Annotated in this window: 18 protein-coding genes; 6 read left to right on the plus strand and 12 right to left on the minus strand. The window is 66.0% G+C overall.

From position 1 onward, the window contains the following. Positions 1 to 7: 7 nt before the first annotated feature. Together WDC82_RS15085 and WDC82_RS15090 are read right to left on the minus strand one after the other, a co-directional pair. Complete coding sequence (locus tag WDC82_RS15085; protein ID WP_340118175.1) at positions 8 to 1,216, minus strand: LptF/LptG family permease; 1,209 nt, start codon at positions 1,214 to 1,216, stop codon at positions 8 to 10. Positions 1,217 to 1,261: 45 nt separating this feature from the next. After that, positions 1,262 to 1,690, minus strand: a complete 429-nt coding sequence (locus tag WDC82_RS15090; RefSeq protein WP_340118176.1) for an HIT family protein — start codon at positions 1,688 to 1,690, stop codon at positions 1,262 to 1,264. Between the two features lie 211 nt (positions 1,691 to 1,901). Here WDC82_RS15090 and WDC82_RS15095 point away from each other — a divergent pair, with 211 nt between their 5' ends. Beyond that, positions 1,902 to 2,486: a DUF2141 domain-containing protein gene (locus WDC82_RS15095; RefSeq protein WP_340118177.1), complete on the plus strand. Its 585-nt coding sequence runs from the start codon at positions 1,902 to 1,904 to the stop codon at positions 2,484 to 2,486. A 22-nt stretch (positions 2,487 to 2,508) separates the two neighbouring features. Here the strand turns inward: WDC82_RS15095 and WDC82_RS15100 are convergent, their stop codons facing one another. Beyond that, complete coding sequence (locus WDC82_RS15100; RefSeq protein ID WP_340118178.1) at positions 2,509 to 3,444, minus strand: metallophosphoesterase; 936 nt, start codon at positions 3,442 to 3,444, stop codon at positions 2,509 to 2,511. A 126-nt stretch (positions 3,445 to 3,570) separates the two neighbouring features. Between WDC82_RS15100 and WDC82_RS15105 the strand changes: the two genes are divergently transcribed. Beyond that, positions 3,571 to 4,350, plus strand: coding sequence for a phosphocholine cytidylyltransferase family protein (locus tag WDC82_RS15105; protein ID WP_340118179.1), 780 nt, complete (start codon positions 3,571 to 3,573; stop codon positions 4,348 to 4,350). Here WDC82_RS15105 and WDC82_RS15110 read toward each other — a convergent pair. From WDC82_RS15110 to WDC82_RS15125, 4 genes are all read right to left on the minus strand, one after another. Continuing rightward, entirely contained in the window at positions 4,314 to 5,156 is an 843-nt protein-coding gene (locus WDC82_RS15110) for an NTP transferase domain-containing protein (protein ID WP_340118180.1), read from the minus strand. The two genes, WDC82_RS15105 and WDC82_RS15110, sit on opposite strands and share 37 nt — an antisense overlap. Next, complete coding sequence (locus WDC82_RS15115) at positions 5,156 to 6,322, minus strand: dATP pyrophosphohydrolase (RefSeq protein ID WP_340118181.1); 1,167 nt, start codon at positions 6,320 to 6,322, stop codon at positions 5,156 to 5,158. The genes WDC82_RS15110 and WDC82_RS15115 overlap by 1 nt, the downstream gene beginning before the upstream one ends. Continuing rightward, positions 6,319 to 7,029 carry a sterol desaturase family protein gene (locus WDC82_RS15120; protein ID WP_370661556.1) on the minus strand — a complete coding sequence of 237 codons (711 nt, stop codon included), beginning with the start codon at positions 7,027 to 7,029 and terminating at the stop codon, positions 6,319 to 6,321. The genes WDC82_RS15115 and WDC82_RS15120 overlap by 4 nt, the downstream gene beginning before the upstream one ends. A gap of 148 nt (positions 7,030 to 7,177) precedes the next feature. Then, complete coding sequence (locus tag WDC82_RS15125; protein WP_340118183.1) at positions 7,178 to 7,936, minus strand: 2,3-bisphosphoglycerate-dependent phosphoglycerate mutase; 759 nt, start codon at positions 7,934 to 7,936, stop codon at positions 7,178 to 7,180. Between the two features lie 209 nt (positions 7,937 to 8,145). On the opposite strand from WDC82_RS15125, the gene WDC82_RS15130 reads away from it, so the two are divergent. The 4 genes from WDC82_RS15130 to WDC82_RS15145 all read left to right on the plus strand — a co-directional run bounded on the left by WDC82_RS15130 (position 8,146) and on the right by WDC82_RS15145 (position 13,265). Further along, on the plus strand, positions 8,146 to 9,288 hold the full coding sequence (locus tag WDC82_RS15130; RefSeq protein ID WP_340118184.1) for an ELM1/GtrOC1 family putative glycosyltransferase: 1,143 nt from the start codon (positions 8,146 to 8,148) through the stop codon (positions 9,286 to 9,288). A gap of 2 nt (positions 9,289 to 9,290) precedes the next feature. Then, positions 9,291 to 10,664 (plus strand): hypothetical protein, encoded by a 1,374-nt coding sequence (locus WDC82_RS15135; protein ID WP_340118185.1) that lies wholly within the window; start codon positions 9,291 to 9,293, stop codon positions 10,662 to 10,664. 278 nt (positions 10,665 to 10,942) lie between these two features. Next, positions 10,943 to 12,346, plus strand: a complete 1,404-nt coding sequence (locus tag WDC82_RS15140; RefSeq protein ID WP_340118186.1) for a hypothetical protein — start codon at positions 10,943 to 10,945, stop codon at positions 12,344 to 12,346. A gap of 172 nt (positions 12,347 to 12,518) precedes the next feature. Continuing rightward, complete coding sequence (locus tag WDC82_RS15145; RefSeq protein ID WP_340118187.1) at positions 12,519 to 13,265, plus strand: hypothetical protein; 747 nt, start codon at positions 12,519 to 12,521, stop codon at positions 13,263 to 13,265. A gap of 22 nt (positions 13,266 to 13,287) precedes the next feature. On the opposite strand, the gene WDC82_RS15150 is transcribed toward WDC82_RS15145, so the two are convergent. From WDC82_RS15150 to fdhD, 5 genes are all read right to left on the minus strand, one after another. After that, entirely contained in the window at positions 13,288 to 15,390 is a 2,103-nt protein-coding gene (locus WDC82_RS15150) for an acyltransferase family protein (protein ID WP_340118188.1), read from the minus strand. 190 nt (positions 15,391 to 15,580) lie between these two features. Beyond that, entirely contained in the window at positions 15,581 to 17,299 is a 1,719-nt protein-coding gene (locus WDC82_RS15155) for an ABC transporter ATP-binding protein (RefSeq protein ID WP_340118189.1), read from the minus strand. 89 nt (positions 17,300 to 17,388) lie between these two features. Then, positions 17,389 to 18,138: a TylF/MycF/NovP-related O-methyltransferase gene (locus tag WDC82_RS15160; RefSeq protein WP_340118190.1), complete on the minus strand. Its 750-nt coding sequence runs from the start codon at positions 18,136 to 18,138 to the stop codon at positions 17,389 to 17,391. A 105-nt stretch (positions 18,139 to 18,243) separates the two neighbouring features. Continuing rightward, positions 18,244 to 18,459, minus strand: coding sequence for a formate dehydrogenase subunit delta (locus WDC82_RS15165; protein WP_340118191.1), 216 nt, complete (start codon positions 18,457 to 18,459; stop codon positions 18,244 to 18,246). After that, complete coding sequence (fdhD, locus tag WDC82_RS15170; RefSeq protein WP_340118192.1) at positions 18,456 to 19,298, minus strand: formate dehydrogenase accessory sulfurtransferase FdhD; 843 nt, start codon at positions 19,296 to 19,298, stop codon at positions 18,456 to 18,458. Before fdhD ends, WDC82_RS15165 begins: the two co-directional genes overlap by 4 nt. Between the last annotated feature and the right edge of the window lie 5 nt (positions 19,299 to 19,303).

Below are 19,303 nucleotides of genomic sequence, written 5' to 3' on the forward strand. Positions count from 1 at the left end.
GGCAACCTCATTCCGGATGCTGCCGTTTCAGGGTGGCGCCACGCAGGCCCGGCAGCAGGTTCTGCAAGACGGCGGGAAGCGACCATCGGCCTGCACCGCGGGGCACCTTGTAGGCGGAGCGATAGAACAGGTAGCCGCTGCCCAAGGCCAGAACGGCAAAGGGCAGCCACTGACCGACCAGAGGCGAAAGCCCGTTGAACGAGACCAGCGACTTGCCCACGCTGAGCAGCTGATTGTAGCCGATCAGAATGATGATACCCACCGCTATGCCATAGGCTTGACGCGCGCGCCGCGGACCGAGCGCGAACGGCACCGCCAGGAACGGTAAAAACAGCACGGAGAAGCTGCGGACGAGGCGATCGTGAAACTCGCCGATCATCTCGTCGCTGCGCACGCCCGGTGGCGGCGTGTCACGGTAGCGCCACAACTCTGTCAGCGTCAGCTCCCGCTCATCCTCGCCGCGCGGGCGGAAGCCCTCCTGCCCCATCAGGTGGATGGGGACCTGGAACTGGTCGAAGGTCAGGGCGCCGCTGCCGCCCGCTGCGCCGTCGCCATCTGGTTTGGCGGGTCGCGTTTCCAGCCGCGCGCCGTCGACCAAGAACAGGGTGGACCGTTCACCTTTCGGCGCAACACTGAGGCTGCCGCGGCGCGCCGTCATGGCGGTCGCTTTGCCGGTCTCATCCTCTTCGTAGATGAAGACGCTGGAAAACTCCTTACTGTTGCGCCAGATACGCTCGGCCATGAAAGTGATGCCGTTCACCTCCATGAAGGTGCGCTCCTGCAGGTAGACGTTGGCAGCCGCCTCGGCGACGTCGTGCACCAGGGCGCGATAGATGTAGCGGGCAAAGGGCTGGCCGACGGCGAAGTTGGCAGCGGAGATCACCATCAATATCAAGGCGAGCAACAGCACCGGCGATAGCAGGCGGCGCAGGCCGATTCCGGCCGAGCCGAGCGCCTCGAGCTCGCGGTTCTGATGCAGCCGACCGAACGCCAGCAGTACGCCGAGGAAGAAGGCGACCGGCAGCGCCAGCGCCATGTAGTGCGGTATCAGGAAGGCCAGCATCTGCAGCAGCAGCGTGAGCCCGCTGCCGGTGTCGAGCACCATGTCCAGCAGGCGCAGCATACGCTCGGTCAGCAACACCAGCAGAGCTACGGCGATGGCCGCGATCAGCGGCCCCATGGTCTGCCGCAGAATGTAAGCGTTGATCGTCGACATCACCTGGCGCGCCGGCGGGTCCTCTTCGTCTCGCGTTCGATCGGTCTAGCTTCGGGCGCCAGGCCAGGCGGCTTTCACCGCCGCGGCGAGTGCCGCTAGGGTGTCGGCATCGGGCTGCACGCCGGAAGCCAAGTCGGGCACCGCCGGCCAGCCCTTGTCGGGGAAGTCGGTGCCTTCGAATACCTGGGTCTGCGCATAGCGTGGCAGCACATGGAAGTGCACGTCGGGATCGACCATCATCAGCATCAGGTAGTTGATTTTCTGGTACGGCCGGAAGGCGCTGAGCCCCGCCTCGATATCGCCGGTCACCGCCTGCAGTTCGGCGAAGGCCGCCGCCGAGATGTCGCCAAAGGCGCTCGCCGGCTCCTTGCAGACCAGGACCAGTGCCCCGAGGGTGGCCTGTTGCGGACGCAGCAGCACCACCCAGCGCGCATAGTCGCGGACCAGGCTCTGCGGATAGCCGAACTTGGTCATGGTTGCATTGGGGGCGCTGGACGCCGCAGAGGGCCCCTGGGGCGGCTGGCTTGACAAACTCACGGGACGGTCATACCTCGCTTGAAACGGACGGTCCAGGGCCGCGGTGGCAGCCCTGGCGGGACTGCAACGGGGATGCTGGAAGCGTCTTCGCCGTATTCTCTAAAGTGGGCCGCCGGTCGGCAGGTCCCAAGTGACTTCCGGTTGAAAGATGAAGGTTGCCGCGATGATACGTGCTTGCGTCCTGTCGATCTCCCGAAATCCAGCCCGCCACAGCATTTTCCCAAGGACCCTTTTTGCGGCGCTGACGGCACTGTCGATCGGTGTCCTTGCCGCCTTTTCGGCGCCGCGGGCGGAGACCCCGGAGCAGGTCTGCGAAGCCGCCGTTCCGACCGCCATTCAGGTGACGGTGCAAAACGTCCGCAGCTCCAAAGGCCTAATAACAGCAGTCCTTTACAACGACAATCCGGATACTTTTCTGAAACGCGGCGCGCGGCTGGACCGCATCCGCGTCGACGCCCACAAGGGCGAAACGCTGCTGTGTCTGCAGGCGCCGGCAAGCGGGCGCTATACCGTCGCAATCTACCATGACGAGAACGGCAACGAAGAGTTCGATCGGAATTTCCTCGGCATTCCCACCGAAGGCTACGGCTTCTCCCAGAATCCCGGCTTCCGTTTCGGCAAGCCGGATATCGAGGAGACCCTTTTCACGATCAACGGCGAAAAGACCGATCTCAGGATTTCAGTCCTTTACCTGGACGGTGACGCCTCCCCTCCCGACGATCAGAGGTCCTGAAACCTCCCGCCGAGGCCGGCGCTCACAGAGGGTAGCTGCGCATCTCGCGGAAGCGGCCGCTGGCGGGGTCGAACCCGCGCGCGGTGACGCCGACCCGCCACCCGTTGCCGGCCTGCTCAATGCCGTAGAGGTGATAGTGCGCTACGGGATGCTTGCTGTCCCGGCTGGCAGAGGCCGAAGGCACCCCGATCACCGGCACCTCCCCGCCGCCCGGCCCGGCGATGCGTTCCGCCCCGAAGATGTGATCGTGGCCGTGCAGCACCATTTCGGCACCGCTCTCGGCGATCACCTGGCGGAAGGGAACGGCGTCGATCAGGCGCTTGCGCCAAGCGATCTTTTCGAGACTTGGCGGGTGGTGGATCAGCACCACGCGGAACCAGCCTTCCTCGCCAAGACGGCGCAGCAGCGGGCCGAGGCGGGCCAGTTGGGCTTCTCCCAGCGTGCCGTGGGCGCAGAACAGCGGCGTCGGCTGAGCCGAACTGAGGCCCACAATGGCGACCGGCCCGCGGTAGCGCACGAACGGAAAGTCCTCCGGCCGGCCCAGGGGGAGCCGGGCGGGCATGCCCGCGACGCCGTTCACGGCGGGGCCCTCTTCGCTGCTCATGAAGGCCTGCCACTTGGCCAGCGAGGCCTCCCAGGGCACCGCGATATAGGCGTCGTGATTGCCGGGCACCACGGAGACGGCCTCCGGCGCGCCGAGGCCGCGCAGCCACTCGGCGACCTGGGTGAACTCGTCGATCAGGGCGATATTGGTGAGGTCCCCGGTCACCACCAGGTGGTCCGGCGTCAGCGTCCCCAGGTCGTCGGAAAGAGCGGCCAGCACCTCGGGCCGGTGCAGAGCCTTCCGTCGGCGCACCCAGGAAAGATAGCCGAAAAGCCGCTTGTTCAGCAGCTCCGCGACCCGGACCGTCGGCAGGGGCCCGAGATGCGGGTCGGAGATGTGGGCGAGCGTGAACATCCAGATCCGGCTTCCCGCGGGCCGATTGCCGACGGTCAGCTCAAAGGTTGACGAAACCGAAGGAACATGTGATCAAAACTACTGGCCGGGTCAAAGCCTATTTCGCCAGAAGGGTTCTATTACACGTTGAAAGCACTGATTATTGGCGCCGGGCAAGGCAAACGCCTGCTCCCGCTTACCGAAGAGAACCCCAAGGCTCTCCTCAACATCGGCGGAAAATCCCTGCTGGAATGGCAGGTCAGCGCCCTGGTCGACTGCGGCGTCGAGGACATCGTGTTCCTCGCCGGTTTCAATCTGCCGGCGGTGGAACGCAGTCTGGAACTGCTGCGCCGGCGCTATCCCTCGGCGCGCTTCAGCCACGTCTACAATCCCTTCTACAACGTCGCCGACAACCTGGCGACATGCTGGATGGCGCGCCAGGAGATGGCCGGCGACTTCCTGCTGCTCAACAGTGACACCCTGTTCAGCCTGCCGGTGCTGCAGACCCTGCTGGCGAGCGCCCCTGCCCCCATCAGCCTCGCCGTCGACCACAAGGACCGCTACGACGACGACGACATGAAGGTGCAGTTGGACGGCGGCCGCCTCCTCGACATCGGCAAGAAGCTGCCGGCGGAGCGGGTTCAGGGCGAGTCGATCGGCATGCTCTACTTCCGCGGCGACGGCCCGGCGCGCTTCGTCGCCGCCCTGGAAGCGGCCATGCTGCAGCCGGAGGCGATCCGCCAGTGGTATCTCTCGGTGATTGCCGCACTGGCCCCGCAGGTCCACATCCAGGCCGTCACCATCAGCGGCAGCCCCTGGTGCGAAGTCGACTATCCCGTCGACGTGCAGACCGCCAAGCGCATGGTGGCGGGCTGGCTGGCCGTTTCGTCTCAGGAAGACGACGGTCTCGCGGCCGCCGAGTCCTGATACCCCCGCTTTAGAATCCGTTCGACCAGTTCCAGGTCCGCGGCCTTGTCGACGTCGATCGCCGCCTCGGCCATCGGCATCGTTACCGCCGCCACCTTGACGCCGAGACGCGCCGAGATGCGTGCCATCGCCTGATCAAGGGTGAAAAGCCGCAGCAGGTAGCCCAGCAGCAGCACCGGCCCGAAGACCGCGGCGACGCGCCAGGGCTTCTTGCGCTGCCGCTCCACGCGCCGCCACAATGCCGGCAGCGCCATGGCCTCCGGGACCATCAGCGTGAAGAGATTGCTGCCCGAATAGCGCTCGTCACGGAACCGCAGATAAGTCCGCTTCGACTCCGGATAGCGCGCCAGCAGCGTCGCCGAGGCGGTCAGGCCGGCTGTCACCACGGCACCTGAGGCAAGGCTCTCGGCACAGAAATGCTCGACCATTGCCGGTGTCAGCAGAGCATGATCCGCCGTGGTGACCAGCAGCGGGAAGGGCTCGCCCAGTTGCTCGACGGCTTCCAGCACGCTCTCGCTCGGGGAGCCGGCGGCCCGCAGCGGCCTCAGCCGGCCGCCGTCGATGAGCGGCGCCAACGCTGGCATCCGTTGCAGCACCGAGGGATCGTTCAAGGAGACGGCAATGCGGTCGACCGAAGGACTGGCGGCAAGTGCCGCGACCACCCGCTCCAGCATCGGCGTGCCGGCGATCTTCGCCAGGCATTTGTGCGCGACGCCAGCCACCTGACTTACCGGGTCCTGCGGGCCGCGGTCGCCGGCCAGCACCAGCACGGTGAAACGCCGCACCTGCCGGGCCGTGGCGCCCATCAGTCGAGCCCGCGCTGGTAGACCCGGTAGGTCTTGTAGGCGATGCCGCCCATCTGTTCGATCATGCGGCGCATACGCAAATTGTCCTCCAGAATCCACGACAGTTCGCCGCCTTCGGTGCCAACGGCGACCTGGGCGCGGCGCACGCTGTCGATAACGCCGATGGCCAGCGCCGCGCCCAGCCTGGAGCTATGGTAGGCCTTGCGCACGCCCATCAGCGGCATCCGCGCGGACTTTGTCGTCTTCACCTTCAGGCGCCACAGCAGCTTCAGCCAGCCGAGAGGCAAAAGCCGGCCGTTCAGATCGGCGATCGCCTCGTTCACGTTGGGCAGGCTGATGGCCATGGCGGCGGGTGTGCCGTTCAACTCGGCAATGGCGATGAATTCGGGCCGCACGATGGGCTTCAGCGCCTTGGCCATGTGCTTCAGTTCGCTCTGCGACATCGGGACGAAGCCCCAGTTGTCCGACCAGGCGTCGTTGAAGATGTCGATGATGACGGCGAGGTCCTCTTCGTAACGCCGCATGTCGATCGGACGCACCGTCATCTGCGCCGAACGCGCAGCCTTGTGCAGCATGTAACCGACCGAGGCCGGCGGCTCTGTCTTGGCGTCGTACCAGTAGCAGATGAGGTCCTTGGCCTTGGCATAGCCCAGCGCCTCCAGGTGGGCGGCGTAGTACGGCGGGGCATGGCCCATCAGCATCGATGGCGGACGGTCGAAACCTTCCACCAGCAGGCCCGACTCTTCGTTGATCGAGAGATTGAAGGGCCCCATGACGCGGCGCATGCCTTGCTGCCGCAACCAGCCTTCCGCCGCGGCCAGCAGGGCGCGGAAGGTTTCCGGATCATCCTCCGCCTCCAGCATGCCGAAATGGCCGGTGGCGTCGTTGTAGCGCGCAAGGTAGGCACGGTTCACCTGCGCCGAGATCCGCCCCACCGGGTGGCCGTCCCGCAGCGCGAGCCAGAATTGTGCCTGCGCATTCTCGAAGAAGGGGTTCTTGCGCGGGTCGAGATGCTCGCGGCGCTCCATCAGCAAAGGTGGAATCCACGCCGGATCGTCGCGGTAGACCGACCACGGCAAGCGAATGAAGGTCTCCCGGTCCGCCCGGGTTTCGACAGGCCGGAGGGTCAGCGAGGCCCCGTTCGGCGCCCCGGTGAGGCGACTCATTCCGCGCGGCCGCGCCGCAGCACCGGCTCGCCCGGCACCAGGCCCGACAGCTCCGCCACCCAGGGATAGCGGGCGGACTCAACGTCGGTGTAGCCGAGGTTGAACACCGTCTCGCTGCGCGGGAAGCCCTTGGGTTCGGCATAGAACGTGGCGAATACGCGGTCCCAAAAATAGTTCGTGATGCCGTAGTTGCCGTGCTCGCTGTGGAAATGGTGTGCCAGGTGGTAGCGCTTGATGCGGCGCAGCCACTCCCGCTTCGGCTTGAACGGCAGGTGCTGGATGCAGTGACAGAACTCGTAGAAACAGGTCGTCAGCAGCCCGGTGGCCGCCGCCAGCGCCGCCGCACCGGGCCCGCCGATGAGCCAGCCGATCGGCAGGGTGACCGCCAGGATGGTCGGCAACGTCGTATAGAGCGCACCGAACAGCACCCCAAGGTCGTTGGGATCCTGGTGGTGGTCGAAGTGGATGCGCTTCCATAAGGAGGCCGTCTGCGGAAACTTGTAGAGCAGCCGGCTGTGCAGCACCCAGCGGTGCAGCAGGTACCATACCAGCGGATAGATCAGCACAGTGGCCGCCGCCGCCACCAGCAGGCGCAGAGGCTCACCGCCCCAATAGACAGCCAGCCCGAGGCCTGCCGCGGCGAGCAGCGCATAGGCCTGAATCGCCGGATAGGTCACATAAGCCACGACAAGGTCCCTGAGGGACATCTTGTCGAGGAAGTACTTGCGGCCGGACCAGGGAGTTGAAACGAATGACACGGGAAGGGACGAGCCTTTGTTCTGCGTGCGCCGGGTTGCGCCCAAACGTAAGTCGAGCGGCCCCAACAATCAATCTCAAGGCCGCCGTGCGCCGGCGCTAGATCCAAGAGATCCGCTTGCCGGGCTTGTGCTTGTTGATGAACTGGCGCACCCGGCCCGACCAACCCTCCGCCAGTTCCTGGCGGTCGAGAACCTGGAGGCGGTCGTCGAGGGTATAGACCAGCGGCAGGGCGGTGGCGATACGGAAACTGGCCGCCGCGTCGTCGCCGAGCCCCTCGATCTGGCGCACCAGGCCGCGGATGCTGCTGGTATGGGCGACAACGAGCAACCGGCCCTCGCCGGCCAGCGCCGGGGCCAGGGTGTCATGCCACCACAGGCCGACCCGCTCGGCCGCCTGCTGCAGGCTCTCGGTGCGCGGCAGCAGCGCCGGATCGACTGCGGCATAGAGCGAGTCCAGACTGGGCAGGCGCGGGTCGCCCTCCGGCAGTGCCGGCGGCTCGGCGGTGAAGCTGCGCCGCCACTGCGCCACCTGGTCGTTGCCGTACTGCAGTGCCATCTTGGCTCGGTTGAAGCCCTGCAGCGCGCCGTAGTGGCGTTCGTTGAGGCGCCAGCTGCGCTCCACCGGGATAGCGCCCTGGCCAAGCTCGTCCAGGATGACCTCCAGGGTCCGCACGGCCCGGCTGAGGTAGGAGGTATAGGCTCGGTCGAAGCGCAATCCGGCCGCCGCCAAGGCGTGCCCGGCGCCGCGGGCCTCCTGGATTCCGGTGGCGCTGAGGGGCGCGTCGGCCCAGCCGGCAAAGCGGTTCTGGCTCGACCATTCGGTCTTGCCGTGACGCACCAGGACCAGCGTAGACATAAATTCTCGTATCTCTTGCGGCATTTGGCGGACAGGCCAGCGCGTGCAACGGAGGGGCCTGCCTGGGACTGGGATCAGCGCGCGCTTTACCCCACTGGCCGCTGGATATAAACCCTATAGCCTGACGTCGGCAACGATGCTCTGGGGTGCCGCTCCCTGCACGCGCCGCCTGCCCGCAACCGTTCCAAGAGGCCACCGGCCGTTCCTGCATGCCTGCCCACGAATCACACGCTGTCGAGGCGGCCCCAGCAGACTCGGCCGCCGCGGAGTCGGCGCCCTCGGCACCGCGGGTCTGGCTGCTGCTGGACGACCGCCCCGGGCACAACACCCAGGTGATCGGCCTGGCCGAGACCCTCGGCTGGCCCTACGAAGCCAAGCAGCTGCGCTTCACGGCCTTGAATCGCCTCAGCAACCGCCTGCTGGGCGCCGGCCTGCTGTCGCTCGATGCCGGGCAGTCGGACCGCCTGGGACCGCCCTGGCCCGACCTGGTCATCGCCATGGGCCGGCGCTGCGCCCCGATCGCGCGCTGGGTGAAGCGCCGCAGCGGCGGGCGCACGAAACTCGTCCAGCTGGGCCGCAAAGGGGCCAACGTGGCCGCCGATTTCGACCTCGCCGTCACCTGTCGGCATTTCCAGCTGCCGCCGCACCCCCAGCGGATCGACCTGCTGCTGCCGCCGACACAGGTCAACTCGGCGCGGCTGCGGCAGGCCGCCGAGCGCTGGGCCGGCCTGTTCGGCGACGCTGCCCGGCCGCGCGTCGCCCTGCTGGTCGGCGGTACCACGGCACATCACCGCCTGGACGCCGCGACGGCCGCGCGCATGGCCGCCGAGGTGCAGGCCTTCGCCGAATCACTGGGCGGCTCGCTGACCTGTGTCACCAGCCGGCGCAGCGGGCCCGCCGTCGAGGCGGCCCTGCAGCAGGCGGCGCCCCGCGCGGAGTTCCATTTCTGGCGCCGCGAGCGCCGGGAGAATCCTTATCTCGGCTACCTCGCCCTGGCCGACATCCTGGTGGTGACCGGCGAGAGCGAGTCGATGCTGGCGGAGGCGGCCGACGCGGCCAAGCCGCTCTACATCTATCCCATTCCCGCCAAGCCGCCCGGCTGGCGCGCCCGCGTCGCCGGCGCGGTGCTGGCAGCGGCACGGCGCGGCAGCGCAGCCTGCGACCGGCTCATCCAAAACGGTATCTTGGTGCCGCCGCGCGATCTCACGGTCATGCACCGCGGCATGGTCGAGGCCGGCATTGCGCGCAATTTCGGCGACGAGTCGGCCCATACCGGCACCGCGGGCGCCGCACAGCCCGCCCGCTTCGGCGCCCTGGTCGCCCGCATTCGCCAGCTTCTGGAGTCCCGCTAACCTTGTCTGATACAGCCTCGTCCGAAAGCGCCGCACCGGCGCCCATCTCCGAAGGTCCGCTCGTCCGCCTGGGCTGGGTCAGTTGCCCCGGGGAACGTACCTTCTGGCTGCTCGGCCACCGTCAGGAGGAGTTCGAGGCCAACGCTGACCTTGTCGAAGCGATCATGGCGCGTTACCCGCGCCTCGACATCTTGTTCACCGCGCCAGAAGCGGCTACGCGGGATTGGCTGCGGGCACGTTTTCCCCGTGCCGTCGTTCTGCCACCACCGCTGCCCTTGGCCGTCATCGGCGGGCGCTACCTCGTCAATCTCAACGTCCGCGGCCTGATGATCCTCGGCGAGGCGACCGCCAGAGACCGCGCCGTTCTGCGGGCCGCCAACAGCCGGGCAACGCCGGCTGTCATCGCCGAATGCCCGGCAAGCGATGCGGCAGGGCCCGCCTCTGCCACGGCGCTGGGGGCCCTGCCGGAGCGTATCGAGCATCATTTTGTCAGCACCCCGGCCGCGCAAACGCGACTCCTCGAGGCCGGTGTCGCGGCCGAGCGGATCACCCAACTGCCGGCCGAGGAAGAAGCGCGCAGCACCGCCTTCATGACGGTCATTGCCCGTCTGCTGGCGCAGGATCTGAAACTGATCCGCAGCAAGCTGCGCCCGATCCGTCGCCGGCTGGAGCGCTTTGCCCTCAGCGCCATGGAAAAACCGCGGCTGCGGCGCCTGCTCGCCCCCAAGGTCCAACGCATCGACGACATCCCCGCGCTGCGCCGGGCCCTCGGCAACCCGCAGACCATCCTCTGCCTCGGTAACGGGCCCTCCTCCGAGGGTCCGGCGGTGGCAGAGGTTCGCCACGACTGCCTGTTTCGGGTCAACCACGTCTGGCTCGCCCGCGGTTTCCTGACCGGACCAGACATGGTGTTCACGGGCTCCAAGGCCACCTTGGGCCTGGTCAAAGGGCCAATCTTCGGCCTGCAAAGCATCAAGTCGGAGGCCCGCCTGCTGGTCACCCGCTTCCTGCAGCCGCAGTCCGGGCGGATGCGCTATGCAACCGTCGAGCGTTTCGGCCTCTATCTCTCGGAGCCGCGCTGGCACGGCATACGGCCGACCAACGGCGCCTCCATGCTGGCGGTCGCGGTGGCCCTGCAGCCGGCCCGACTGGTGATCGCCGGCATCGACCTGTTCAGCCATCCGGCTGGGACCTATCCGGGGGACACCCAAACCCCCAACGCGTATACGCCAGGCCACGAGGCCGAGTCGGAACTGGCCCTGCTGATGGCCGCATTGAGCCTCTACCAGGGCGAATTGGTGATTTTGAGCCCGGCCCTGCAGGAACGCTGGGACGAGCACCGCAGCGGCAGCCCGGGCCCTCAGGGGTCGGACTGAGCCGGTCTGACGGCGATTTGCGCCAGAATCCGGGCGGTCGCGACGATCTGAATCTTGCCTGAGGGGCGGCTCTGATCTAAACGTGACCTTATCTGCCGACCGAATTTGAAGCTGGTACCGGCTTTGCCAGATGGGGGCGCAAGTGCCGGGGCCCGGAATGAGGCTGAGAAGCGGTCTGTGGCCGGCTGTTACCGCTGCGATATCCTGCCACGATATCTAAGCGGACGGGCAGCCCGCCGCCTACTGTGCCCAATTTCTGCTGAAGAGAGTGTAGCTCCGTGACCCTCGCCCAACCCAGTTTCAAGACCAAGTACTACCACAAGAAGATCGGGCACCTGCTGCGCCTGGAGCGTGACCGCCCGGCCGGCTTCCGCAACGAACCGGAACTGGTGGCTCTCGACCCGCTGCCCGGCGTTACCCCCAGCACGAAACCGCCGGTGCGCATCTTCCTGGGCACCGAACCGGCGCAGCATCGCGCCGAGCGCATCTTCGTGTGGTCGATCCTGCAGGTCCGCGACCCGTCGCGGCGCTACGAGATCTACCTGATGAAGGACCTGAAGGGCTACGACCGGTTGAAGTGGAAGACCGGCTTCACCGCCTACCGCTATGCAATCCCCGACATGGCCGGCAAAACCGGGCGGGCGATCTATAACGACGTCGACCAGATCTACCTGACCGACCCGGCCGAGATGTTCGACATGGACATGCAGGGCGCCGGCCAGATGTGCATCACAGAGCGGGAAACCGCGGTGATGCTGCTGGACTGCGAGAAGATGGCCAAGATCTGGCACCGCGAGGACGCCCAGCGCGGCGAGCGCCACAAGTTCTTCCGCCACCGCGTGCAGGCCATCGACGGCATGTGGCGTCAACTGCCCGGCGTGTGGAACTCGCGCGACCACGAGTACGAACCGGGCGTCTCCAAGCTGCTGCACTACACCACCCTGCAGATGCAGCCGTGGCGGCCTTTCCCCAAGGTTCTTAAGTACAAAGAGAACCCCAACGGCGAGATCTGGTTCGAAATGGAAAAGGCGGCCGACGCCGCCGGCTTCACCCTGTTCACCGAGGAAAACCCGAGCGGCAGCTACCGCAAGCTGGTCGAGATGTACAAGACCATGCATCAGGAAGGCTCGCCGGACGTCGGCCGCCCGCCGGAGAAGACCTTCTCCGGCAAGTCGCTGAGCGAGCACCTCGGCCCGATCGCGGCGCTGATCCAGGAGACCGGCACCAAGACGCTGCTCGACTACGGCTCTGGCAAGGCGCTCTACTACGCGCCCTATCCGGGCGAGGCCGCGGACTCCCGCTTCAAGTCCCAGAAGGAATGGGGCGATACCAAGGTGACCTGCTACGACCCGGGCTACGAACCCTTCTCCGGGCCGATCGAGCCGGCCTACGACGGGGTCATCTGCACTGACGTGCTGGAGCACATCACCGAAGAAGACATTCCCTGGGTGCTGGACAAGCTGTTCCACCACGCGCGCCACTTTGTCTATGCAGTGGCGGCCTGCTATCCAGCCAAGAAGTTCCTGCCGGACGGCCAGAACGCCCACTGCACGGTACTGCCGCCGGAATGGTGGCGCGAACAGCTGGAAGCCGCCTCGCGGCGCAATCCGGGTGTGAAGTGGCAGCTCTGTGCCCAGTTGAAGGCCAAGTTTGGCAAGAGCGACAGGGTGTTCCGCGGCTGATTCCGGCCCATCGGCGAGCGCAATGCGGTCTACGGCTCCATGGAAGGCCCACGGCGTTGTTTTGCCGAAGGCAGAGAGGCGATAGGCGGCTTGCGCCATATCAATGCGGGGGCCGGGCCGGACTGGTTGCCTGCAGTGCTAGTTTCCGGCCAGCGGAGTCCGTGCCATCAACATGCTGAACTTCAAGAATATCAAGTTCGACTACGATCCTTACCCCATCGGAATCGCGCGGGGTGCCATCGCCCCCGATTTCTATGAGGAACTGATCGACAGCTATCCGGCCGACGACATCTTTGTGTCGAAGGACTATCACGGGGTTAAGCTGTCTCTCTCCCAGGTCAACAACCGGGCCGGCTATTACGCCCACCTGAGCAAAAGCGCGGCCTGGAAGCGCTTCTACGACTACATCAAGAGTGAGGGCTTCATCGCCGAAACCATGGCGATGCTGAAATCTCACAACATCGACCTCGGTCTCGCCAACTCCTCAGCGAAAGAACGCCTCATCAAGCGCTTCAAGGCGTTTCGGAAGGGCAGCCCGCAACCGCACTTCCCGACGCTGCGCTCGCGCTTCGAGTTCTCTTCGATGCCGATTACCGGGGGCAGTATCCGCCCTCACACTGATGCCCCCTCCAAGGTCGTCACCATGGTGATCCCGCTCCTGCGCGAGGGCGAGTGGAATGACGAATACGGCGGCGGCACCAGCGTCGTCTGGCCGAAGGACCGCACCCGCAGCTTCAACTTCACCAACGGCTATATGGATTTCGACGAGGTCGAGTGCCTGCGCACCTACCCCTTCGAGCCGAACCAGTGCATGGTCTTCGTGAAGACGTACAATTCCTGGCACGCGGTCTGGCCGATGACCGGCAACGACCCGTCCATCCTGCGCCGCACGCTGACCATCAACATCGAGAGCGAATAGGCCCCAATCGTACTGGGGCCGCTCAGTCTGCCGTCGAGGCCTTTCGCGCGTACAGGGTCTTCAGCAGACCGGCGATCTCCGTTGAAAGCCGCTCGTTCATCGGCAGCGATAGATGGTCGGAGTCGGCGAACATCAGGACCTTGTCCTTGACGCCGTAGCAGAGCCCCACGTCCTCGGAACAGGTGAACTTGCGCGGGTCTACGATGCTGACCTTCGGACTGCCGCCGTAGCGGCTGTCGACGAAGTCGTTGACCTCCTTTAGGCGCGCCGCCACCACCGCGCTCGGGATCGCCAGCTTCGCCTCCAGCTCCTTCAGGCTGCCGACGCTTTTGCGCAGCCGCAGAACCTTGTCCGGAACGTTCCAGCCATTGGTATGGGTCGGCAGAACGAAGACGACATGGTCGGCAACGGCCAGGACACCCTGCATGGTCTCCTCCAGGGACTGGAAATAATCCCGCCTCAGCGTTTCGCCCTCTGCCGCGATCGACTTAGCCGCGATGATGCGGTCGCGCCGCTCAACACCGCCGACACCGTTGTCGAAGCCGTCTCCGTAGAGATAAAGCGGCCAGCGCGCGGCCAGCACGGCGACCTTCTTGTAACGGCCCTGTGCGGCCAGGAATTCCAGGCGCCGTTCCTGGTAGACCGGGTCGCAGCGGTGGGCTTCCGGCCCGATGAAGACGGTCAGCCCCAGGAGGAAAGGGCAACCGCCGGCCGTCAGATCGAAGAATTCCGTATAGAACGAACGGTCCCCGTAGATTGCCTCGGTCAGTACGCGAGCATGGCTGTCGCCGATGACGAAAAGCGAGATCTCATTTTCCGGCGCAACGCGCGCCCCCTCAATCCGGCAGTATCCGTCCGGCAGCTTGGGAAAGCTGCAGTCCTGGCCGTCGATCTCGATGCCGCCGAACTTGTGCGGCACCACGAGCTTCTCCAAGGCCACCTGGATCTCCATCGGCGGCTCGTAGATGAACCCGGCAACGCCCAGCCCGACCAGCAGGGCGCCGCAGGCTGGTGCGGTGTAGGCGATGCTTTTTGCGGCGACGGTCTGCCGGTTGCGAAAAGGCTGTTCGACCAGCCGCCAGGTGAAATAGCCGAGGACGACCGAAGCGACGCAGAGCGTAACCTTCACTGGCAGCGTGGGGTCGCTGAGCGACCAGTGGCGATAGAAGGCCAGCAGCGGCTGATGCCACAGATAGACGCTGTAGCTGATGAGACCGATGCCGACGACAAGCCGGCCGCTGAGCACACGATGAACCGGCGTTCCCGGCGTCGCGAACAGCAGAATCAGGGCCGTGCCGGCGGTCGGGACGAGCGCATAGAGGCTGGGAAACGGCGTATGCCGGTCGAAAGTGAAGACGGCGGCAGCAATCATCCCCAGGCCGAGCAGACTCAGCCAGGCATGTTGCCCGCCCGACCCGGCCCCCTCCCCGGCACCGGCCCCCTCGCTTTTCTTGCGCAGATAGAGCGCCGCCAGCACCCCGATCAGGAATTCCCAGACCCGGGTCGGCAGCAGATAGAAGCTGGCGGTCGGAAAGGCATAGGCACCCCAGTGCGCGATGCCCAGGCTGACCACCGCCACCGCCGACAGCACCATGGCGATCTTCCGCGCGCTCAGCCGCCACAGCAGCATGAGACACAGTGGAAACAGAATGTAGTACTGCTCTTCGACCGCCAAACTCCAGGTGTGAATCAGCGGCTTCAGTTCGTTGGCCGTATCGAAATAGCCGCTCTGATCCCAGAACAGGAAGTTCGACCAGAAGGTCACCACGGCGATGATGCTCTCGGCGAAACCCTCCATGTGGCGCGGCGCCAGCCACAGCCAGGCCAGCGGAATGCAGGCGGCGGTGATGAAGAACAGCGCCGGCAGGATACGCCGTGCCCGGCGCTCGTAGAAGCGCATCAGGCTGAAGGTGCCCTTGTCCAGTTCACCGGCGATGATCGAGGCGATCAGAAATCCGCTGATGACGAAGAAGACATCGACACCGACGAAGCCGCCGCGGAAAACCTCGAAGCCCGCATGGAAGAAAACGACGGCGAGGACGGCAACGGCCCGCAGGCCATCGATCTCCGCGCGATAACGTAGAAGAGAAGCCCCGCCACCTCTTCCGGATTCAAAGTCCCGCATTCCCCAAAGCCCCGACTCGCTCGACGCGCAATAACATAAGTTAATCTAGCGCAGGAGAATGAAGCGGTTAAGCGAGGCCGGCCAGGAAATTCAACCGGCGGCGGTCAGCCTCAACGTCAATGGGTGCGAAAGCGAATGCTTCTCAATCCTTATGTGGGGGGCTTATCCCCGGAGGGTTATCCTGGCGGGCTTATGCCGGACGCTTGAGTCCGCGGCCGTCTTTTACCAGCTCGACCTTGCCGTGTTCCAGGCGGTAGGTCCGCTCGGCGATTTCGGTCCAGGCCTCGCGGTGGGTGATCGCCAGGATCGTCATGTCGCGCCCGAGTGCATCGATGTTGCGGCAGATGTCCTGTTCGGTGCGCGGGTCCAGGGCCGAGGTCACCTCGTCGAGGATCAGCAGCTTCGGCCGCCCCGCCAGGGCGCGGGCCAGGGCGATGCGCTGGCGCTGACCGCCGGAGAGCTTTGCGCCCCTTTCGCCGACGATGCTGTTCAGCCCTTCGGGCAGTGCCGAGACGAAGTCCCAGGCGCCCGCCTCCTTCAGCGCAAGCGTGGCCTCCTCGAGCCCCAGACGCGGGTCGCCCAGGGTGACGTTGGCCAGGACGGTGTCATGAAACAGGATCAGTTCCTGCGGGACGTAGCCGACCATGCCGCGCCAGGCCTGCAGGTCGATCTCGCTGAGCGGGACACCGTCCAGCAGCACGCGGCCGCCGGTCGGCTGGTAAAGCCCCAGCAGCAGATCCGTCAGCGTCGTCTTGCCGGAGCCTGAGGTGCCGGTGATCACCGTCAGGCAGTTCGACGGCACGTCCAGCGTCACCCCGTCCAGCACCTGATGATCGCCGTAGGAGAAGGTGACCGACTCGAAGCGGCAGCCCTGCTCCAGCGTCGGAACGGCCGTGCCCGGGTTCTCCTCCTGCGCTTTCTCGGCTTCCTCGATCAGTTCGTACATGGCCCAGTAGGGACGTTCGAACAGCACCGCCTTTTGAAACTGCCGTTGCATCTTGCCGACACTTGAGACCGCCTGGAACAGCAGCAGCCCCATGACCAGCAGCTGCGAAATCGGCACGTCCCAGTGTGTGGTAGCGACGTAGAACCCGATGCCGACGGCGATGGCGACCAGCATCTCTTCCAGGTTCTGCAGGGCATACTGGCTGACCACCTGGCGGCGCAGCGCGCGGTTCAGCTGCTCGATCTTGCGGTCGAAGAGGTTGGCGAACTTGCCGGCCTTGGCCATCGCCTTCAGCGGCTTGATGTTGCTCAGCGCATCGCTCAGGTAAATTACCAGTTCGGAGGTGCGCTCCACCTGCCGGCGGCCCGCCTTCTTGCTGGTGCGGACCAGGAAATGAAGCGAGAGGGCGATGGTACCGCCCAGCGCCAGAGCGGCAATCGCCAACTGCCAGGAGATCAGCGCGGCGACGACGCTGTAGATCACCGTCTGAATGGCGTTGACCTGGAAATTGGCCGCCATGAGGTAGCCTTGGCCCGCGCGGGTCGCATCGACGCTGACCGCGTTGGCGATGCGCCCCAGCGGCTGATGGGTGAAATAGCCCCAGCGCACGTTCAGCAGACGCATGATCAACTCGGCCCGCAGACCCGTCGCCACCCCGGCCACAGCCTTGCCGACGTAGCTCATCGCGGCGATGGTCAGCACGCATTTCACGACGATGCCACCGACCACCAAGGTCAGCAGCAGTCCCAGCTCCGGCGTCTGGCCAAAGAAGGCCAGGACCGCCGAGACGTAGTCCGCCATGGCCGAGGACTCGACGGCCCCGTCGTTGATGGTGAGGGAGAGCAGCGGCAGCAGCGTCGCTAGGCCGATGCCTTCGGCGATGCCGGCTGCCAGCAGGCAGGCCAGAACGACCCAGGGGCGGGTGCCCCGGGCGCCGTAGAAGATACGCAGGATTCCGATCATCGCCCATCTATTTGCGGGAATCCGGCGGGGGGTCAAGGCCAATTCCGGCCCCGACCGCCGCCCCCGGAAGGCTGGCTGGCATCCGGAGCCTACTTCAGGACCAGCCCCTGGCCGGTGGGAACGTGGATCACCTTGCGGCCGACACGGGCCGCCGCTTCGTCCAGGGCCTTTCTGGCGCCCGGGCAGGTCTTCTGGCCGTAGTCGTCGCAGACGATGGCGCCGCCGGCCACCAGGCGCGGAAAGAAGAAATCGAAGGAATCGCGGGTCGGCTCGAAGAAATCGACGTCGATATGCACCAGGCAGAACTGCTTGTCGGCGACCTCGGCGAATCGTTCCGGGATCCAGCCCTGGTAGAACAGAGCCTGCGGATGCGCCGCCAGGTTCTGCCGGGTCCGCTCCAGCGGGCTGGCAAACTCTCCCGCCTGCAGGGCCCGCACGCTTTCGGTCTTCGGTTTGTCGTGCTCGGTCGGCTGCGACAGGCCGCTGAAGGAATCGAAGATGTGATGCGGACGACTATCCTCGAAAGCTGCCATGATGATGTGGCTGGAGATGCCGCCCAGGGCCCCGCACTCGGCGGTCTCGCCGGGCAAATGCCGCAGGCTGCGGGCCATGTTGTAGAGGAAGAAATGACGCTCCCTGATCCGTGGATACTTCGGATCGAAGCGGCGCACGACCGCCAGGACTTCCGGGTCATCCTGCCAGGAGTTGTGTTTGTTGTAGATTCGCATGTCCAGCCACTTCGCGAGCTGGGTCATCACATAGAAAGCGAAGTCCCGCTTTTCGTGCTGTTCACCGATTACGGCCCGCCAGCCGTAGCGGGCAAGTTTGCTAAGCTGCACGGGTGACCATTCCCCCTGGAAAAGTCCGTATTTGGCAGCATTCCGCCGAGGGTGCAAGCCGCATCGAGCCGCCACACCGGCGGGGGTGGCTGTGAAGCGGGCAGGCTAGGCCGCCTGCTCCATCCGCTTCATCGCGGCCAGCACCAGGGGTTTCACGCCCTCGCCGCCGCCGGCGATGTAGCCTTCCAGGCCGGCACGCATGCGCGGGTCCCAGAAACTGCGGATATGGGCGGCGATCCCGGCCACCGCTTCGTCCTGCGGGTAGGCCTGGTAGTAGTCCGCGATCTGGTTGGCCATGCGGACGAGTTCGTGGGCATTCATGCCGCAGTCTCCCGGATCGAGGCGGTTTCGAAGAGCATGATGTCGTCGCCGGCCAGGCCCGCCAGGCCCATGCCGGCATCGCTCGCCAGGCGCAGCGCCAGCGCCGAGGGCGCCGAGACGGCGGCGAGGAAAGGCACGCGCAGCACGGCCGCCTTCTGGACCAGTTCAACGGAGATGCGGCTGGACAGCAGGATGAAGCCGCCGCCGGCATCGCGACCCGCCCGCGCCAAGGCGCCGCCCAGCTTGTCGAGGGCGTTGTGGCGGCCGATATCCTCGCGCAGCAGGCGGATGGCGCCGGTGAGGTCGCAGAAAGCGGCCGAGTGGGTGGAGCGATTCTCCGCCTTCATCGCCTGAAATTCCGGCAGGGCCGCATAGGCGGCTTCTAGCGCCGCCACGGCGGGATACGCGCCCGCGACCTTTGGCGGACGCGGCAGCGCGGCGGCGATGGTCTGCGCACCGCAGACGCCGCAGCCGGCCCGCCCCGGCAGGCTGCGCCGGCGATCGGCCACCGCCGCGACGCGGGCCGGATCGAGACGCAGGTTCAGGACGAAGCCGTCGGCCGCCTCGGCGATGCGCAGGCTGGTCAGCTGGGCGAGATCGTCGATGATGCCCTCGGTCAGCGCGAAGCCCACGGCGAAGTCCTCTAGGTCCGCTGGCGTCCCCATCATCACGGCGAAGGACTCGCCGTTCAGCAGGATGGCCAGCGGCGTCTCCTCCGGCACGCGCCAGACTGCAGGTCGTTGAGGGGCCCGGGAGTCGCCGCGCGACACCATCGACCCGCGTACGGCCGGCGAGACAGGCAGCGGCGCTCCGGTGAGGCGGCGGATTTCCATGGTCATCGAAC

Origin of the sequence: Pelagibius sp. 7325, assembly GCF_037652055.1 — a bacterium.
Taxonomy (GTDB): domain Bacteria; phylum Pseudomonadota; class Alphaproteobacteria; order Kiloniellales; family Kiloniellaceae; genus Pelagibius.

Excerpts from the sequence above, each read along its gene's own strand:
- WDC82_RS15085 (WP_340118175.1), bottom strand. The coding sequence starts at position 1,216 with ATGTCGACGATCAACGCTTACATTCTGCGGCAGACCATGGGGCCGCTG.
- WDC82_RS15090 (WP_340118176.1), bottom strand. The coding sequence starts at position 1,690 with ATGACCAAGTTCGGCTATCCGCAGAGCCTGGTCCGCGACTATGCGCGC.
- WDC82_RS15095 (WP_340118177.1), top strand. The coding sequence starts at position 1,902 with ATGAAGGTTGCCGCGATGATACGTGCTTGCGTCCTGTCGATCTCCCGA.
- WDC82_RS15100 (WP_340118178.1), bottom strand. The coding sequence starts at position 3,444 with ATGTTCACGCTCGCCCACATCTCCGACCCGCATCTCGGGCCCCTGCCG.
- WDC82_RS15110 (WP_340118180.1), bottom strand. The coding sequence starts at position 5,156 with ATGGGCGCCACGGCCCGGCAGGTGCGGCGTTTCACCGTGCTGGTGCTG.
- WDC82_RS15115 (WP_340118181.1), bottom strand. The coding sequence starts at position 6,322 with ATGAGTCGCCTCACCGGGGCGCCGAACGGGGCCTCGCTGACCCTCCGG.
- WDC82_RS15120 (WP_370661556.1), bottom strand. The coding sequence starts at position 7,029 with ATGTCCCTCAGGGACCTTGTCGTGGCTTATGTGACCTATCCGGCGATT.
- WDC82_RS15125 (WP_340118183.1), bottom strand. The coding sequence starts at position 7,936 with ATGTCTACGCTGGTCCTGGTGCGTCACGGCAAGACCGAATGGTCGAGC.
- WDC82_RS15130 (WP_340118184.1), top strand. The coding sequence starts at position 8,146 with ATGCCTGCCCACGAATCACACGCTGTCGAGGCGGCCCCAGCAGACTCG.
- WDC82_RS15145 (WP_340118187.1), top strand. The coding sequence starts at position 12,519 with ATGCTGAACTTCAAGAATATCAAGTTCGACTACGATCCTTACCCCATC.
- WDC82_RS15150 (WP_340118188.1), bottom strand. The coding sequence starts at position 15,390 with ATGCGGGACTTTGAATCCGGAAGAGGTGGCGGGGCTTCTCTTCTACGT.
- WDC82_RS15155 (WP_340118189.1), bottom strand. The coding sequence starts at position 17,299 with ATGATCGGAATCCTGCGTATCTTCTACGGCGCCCGGGGCACCCGCCCC.
- WDC82_RS15165 (WP_340118191.1), bottom strand. The coding sequence starts at position 18,459 with ATGAATGCCCACGAACTCGTCCGCATGGCCAACCAGATCGCGGACTAC.
- fdhD (WP_340118192.1), bottom strand. The coding sequence starts at position 19,298 with ATGACCATGGAAATCCGCCGCCTCACCGGAGCGCCGCTGCCTGTCTCG.